This window comes from Nocardioides sp. NPDC057772 (genome assembly GCF_042798075.1).
Classification (GTDB): Bacteria; Actinomycetota; Actinomycetes; order Propionibacteriales; family Nocardioidaceae; genus Nocardioides.
Genome location: NZ_JBHVKN010000303.1, coordinates 1 through 4,134, shown reverse-complemented (window position 1 = coordinate 4,134; position 4,134 = coordinate 1). Strand labels below are relative to the sequence as shown.

Annotated in this window: 2 protein-coding genes; both read right to left on the bottom strand. The window is 73.3% G+C overall.

Annotated features, from left to right (window positions below; genetic code table 11):
* On the bottom strand, positions 1-2,908 hold a 2,908-nt coding region (locus ACFVJS_RS26680), incomplete at its 3' end, for an AAA family ATPase (protein ID WP_378886581.1).
* On the bottom strand, positions 2,908-4,134 hold a 1,227-nt coding region (locus tag ACFVJS_RS26675; protein ID WP_378886580.1), incomplete at its 5' end, for an exonuclease SbcCD subunit D. The genes ACFVJS_RS26675 and ACFVJS_RS26680, both read right to left, overlap by 1 nt.

The window sequence follows — 4,134 nt, the reverse complement described above, 5'->3', positions numbered from 1 at the left end:
TCGTGAGGGTGGAGCCCTCGCGACCCTTGGTGACCGCCAGCTGGGTGGGGATGCGTTCGCGCATCTCGGTGACGTGGCTGACGACGCCGATGATGCGGCCGCCCTCGCGGAGGGTGTCGAGGACGTCGAGCACGTCGTCGAGAGTGTCCGCGTCGAGCGAGCCGAAGCCCTCGTCGACGAAGAGGGTGTCGAGCATCTGGCCGCCGGCCTCGTTCATGATCACGTCGGCCAGGCCGAGCGCCAGGGCGAGGGAGACGACGAAGGTCTCGCCGCCCGACAGGGTGGCGGGGTCGCGCGATTCGCCGGACCAGTCGTCGCGAACCAGGAGCGCCAGACCCCCGCGACGGTCGCCGGCGCCCTTGGCGGCGGAGTGTTCCAGGGCGTAGCGCTGATCGCTCATCTTGGCGAGCCGCTCGTTGGCCGCCGCGACGACCTGGGTGAGGCGGTAGGCGACGACGTAGGCCGACAGGCTCATCTGGAGCTGGTTGTCGCTGCTCTTCCCCTCGGCGAAGGCGGCGATCCGGGCGGCGACCTCGAGGTCGTCGCGTACGGGCGCCCAGGCGGCGAGCGCGCGGGTCAGGTCGCGCTGCAGCGAGTCGAGGCGGGCGGCGCGGTTGGCGGCGGTGTCGGCCGCGGAGCGGGCGGCGTCGGCGGCGTCTGCGGCCGTGCGGTGAGCGAGGGAGAGCGCCGGCAGGTCGGGCTCGTCGGTGGCCAGGATCTCGGCGGCGCCGGGGGAGTCCAAGGTCGCCCGCGCGGCGGCCAGACTGTCGGCGTAGGTCTTGATCTGGCTATTCAGGGCGGCGACCTGGTCAGCTGGGAGCGCGGCGGCCAGCGCGCTCTCGGGCGTGTCGAAGCCGGCTCGGACAGCCGTGGCGGTGAGGGTGCGCTCGGCCGCGGCGAGCGCCTCGGCGGCACGCGCGGCTGCTTCGAGACGCTCGAGGGCGGTCGTCGCCGACCGGTGGTCGCGGTCGAGCGTGGCGAGCAGGTCGTCCAGATCGGCATGCTCGTCGCGGACGTCGCTCAGCTGCTCCTCGAGACGCTCCCGCTCCTCGGTGAGATGACGCAGCGTGGTCTCGAGCTCGGCGGCGCGGGTCTCGAGCTCGGCACGGAGCGCGGTGGAACGCTCCCGGGTCTGCTCCGCGGCGGTGAGCTGGGCGCGCAGGCCGGACTCGCGGGCAGCCGTACGCTCCAGGTCGGCGAGGCGCGCGGCCAACGACTCGGCCGTCTCGCTGGTCTCCCCGGCGGCCTCCTGGGCGAGCTGTAGACGGGTGGTGAGGTCACGCACGTGCTGGTCGCGGGCGTGCTCCTCGGCGCTGGCGTTGTCGTAGGCCGTCTGCGCGGTCTTCTCCGCCGCGGCATCGGGCGCCCCGTCGGCGGGCGAGGCCTTGTGAGGGTGCTCGTGGGACCCGCACACCGGGCAGTCGGCGCCGACCGCGAGGGCGCCGGCCAGCTCCGCGGCGATGCCGTCCAGCCGGGCCTGGCGTACGTCGAGATAGTGGGTGCGCGCCTCCATGGCGGCCGTCCGAGCCGACTCGTGCCGGACTCGTGCCGCAGCGAGCTCTTCGGTCAGCCGACCGACCTCGGTGACCGCCGTGACCCGGGCGCGAAGCACCGGGATCGCCCCGGCCGCCTCGGTGGCCGCCGCGAGCTCGGCGGCGAGGGCCTCGGTCTGCTGCGGCAGCTCCTCGGCGAGCCGTGTCTGCTCCTGCATCTGGGCGAGCACGCGCTCTCGCTGCGCACCGGTGGTCGCAAGCTCCTGGGTGACCTCGCCGAGCCGGCGCTGGACCGGCACGAGCGCGCGGGCCTGGGCCAGGCGGGCCGAGATCCGGTCGACGGCCGCCTTGGCCTCGCTCAGGGTCAGGTCGCCCGGCGCCAGCGCGGCCGCTGCCGCGTGCTCCCGGCGGGCCTGGTCGGCGAGCTCGCTCACCCCGGCGACGGCCTCGGCGCGCTGGGCGGCCTCGACGCGGCGTACGCGTTCGTCCTGCTCGTCGGCAGCGGCGACGAGACGGCTCTCGGCAGCGGCGGCCGCGCGGAGTCCGCGCTGCTTCTCGGCCATCGCGCGGGCGGCGTCGAGCGCGGCCAGCGTCTCCGACTCGGCGGCCAATGCCTCCATCGCAGCGCCGGAGGTGACGGCCTGCGCCTCGGTGGCTTCCTCGGTGAGCGCGCGAGCCCAGGTGGCGATCGCGCCGTCGCCGGCGGGGAGGCCGAGGTCGTGGACGTCCCAGTCCTCGGGGAGGGTGACGGCCGCGGTCTCGCTGATCCGGCTGACCACCTCGGCGACGCCGGCGTTGAGCTCCTCCGAGCGCCGCCGGAGCTCGACGCGGCGCTCCCGCAGCCAGCGCTCCACGTCGGCGAAGCGCTCGGTGCGGAAGAGGCGTTCGAGCAGGCGCTTACGCTCCTCGGCGCTGGAGCGGAGGAAAGCCTGGAAGCGGCCCTGGGGGAGCATCGCGACCTGCACGAACTGGGTCAGCGTCATGCCGAGAAGGTCGGAGACCAGGTGGCCGGCCTCGTCGAGGCGGGTGGTGAGGGTGCGCCACTCCTCACCGACCTGCTCCATCAGCACGACCGAGGCCTGCTGGGTCGTGGTGCCGGAGCCGCGCCGCTTGGGCCGCTCCCATGACGGCGAGCGGGTGATCCGGAACCGCCGCTGGGCGAGCGTCGCTTCCAGGATGACGCGTGTGGCGACCTCGGCCGGGGCCCGGTCACTCCGCAGTCGCTTCGCGACGGAGCGGTCTCCGGGGACATCGCCGTAGAGGGCGAAGCAGACCGCGTCGAGGACGCTGGTCTTGCCGGCGCCGGTGGCGCCCGAGAGCAGGAAGAGCCCGGCCTCCGAGAGCTGGTCGAAGTCGACGTTCACCGTGCCCGTGAACGGGCCGAACGCGGTCACCTCCAGATGGTGGAGGCGCATCAGAAGAGCACCTCGAGCCACTCCTCTTCCTCGGCCGCGCCGGCGGCCGAGTCGAGGGTGTCGACCTCCGGGTCCTCACAGCAGGCGTCGACCGCGGTCTGCAGCAGCGCCAGCTCGGCCTTGGCCGCCGGCTCGCCGCGCAGCTCCGCCACGAACTCGGTCACCAGGTCGATGTCGCGTCGCGGTCGCGACGGATCAGGCCGGGACAGCGCACCCAGGACCGGCGCGGTGGACTCGAACCCCAGCACGAGCGTGTGCGGGAAGCGCCGGCGCAGACGCTCCATCGCCTGCGCCGGGCGGATCCGGTCGGTCAGGGTGATCTGCAGCCACGACTGCTCGTGGACCTCGTGGCGCGGGTCGCTCAAGAGCTCCTCCAGCGTGCCGCGCAGCCGCGCGAGCTTGCGCGGGACCGGTGCCTCCACGAACTCGCTGGCGACGAAGCCCGACTCGTCGAGATCGATGAGCCAGGACCCCTTGAGGTGGTTGGCCTCGGAGAAGGAGTAGGCCAGCGGCGAGCCGCTGTAGCGCACCGTCTCGGTGATCGTGTGGCGTCCGTGGAGATGGCCGAGGGCGGCGTAGGAGATGTCCTCGAAGAGGCTGGCCGGCACCATGGAGACACCACCGACGGAGATGTCGCGCTCGGAGTCGGAGGGCTCGGCGCCGGTGACGAAGGCGTGCGCCATCACCACGCTGCGGGCACCCCTGCGGTCGAGGTCGGCGCGGACCCGGCGCATCGCCTCGCCGAGCGCGGCCTGATGGGAGCGCGACTCCAGGCTCCAGGCTGCCCTGGCGGCGTCGGGATCGAGGTAGGGGAGAGCGTAGAAGGCGACCTCGCCGTGCTCGTCGGGGAGCAGCACCGGACGTCCGACCCCGGCCAGGTCGGTGCGGATGAAGATGCCGGCGGCGTCGATCAGCTCGGAGCCGAAACCCAGCCGCTGGGCGGAGTCGTGGTTGCCGCTGGTGATGACGACCTTCGCCCGCGAGGCAGCGAGCCGCGCGAGAGCCTCCGAGGCCAGGCGCACCGCGTCGACCTGTGGAAGTGCACGGTCGTAGACATCGCCCGAGACGCACACCACGTCGACCTCTGCCTGCTCCACCACGGAGAGGAGATGGTCGACGTACGCCGCCTGGTGCCCGAGCATGCCCTCCCGATGGAAGGACCGGCCCAGGTGCCAGTCGGAGGTGTGCAGGATCCGCATGAAACGAAAACTATCGGTGAGCACGGA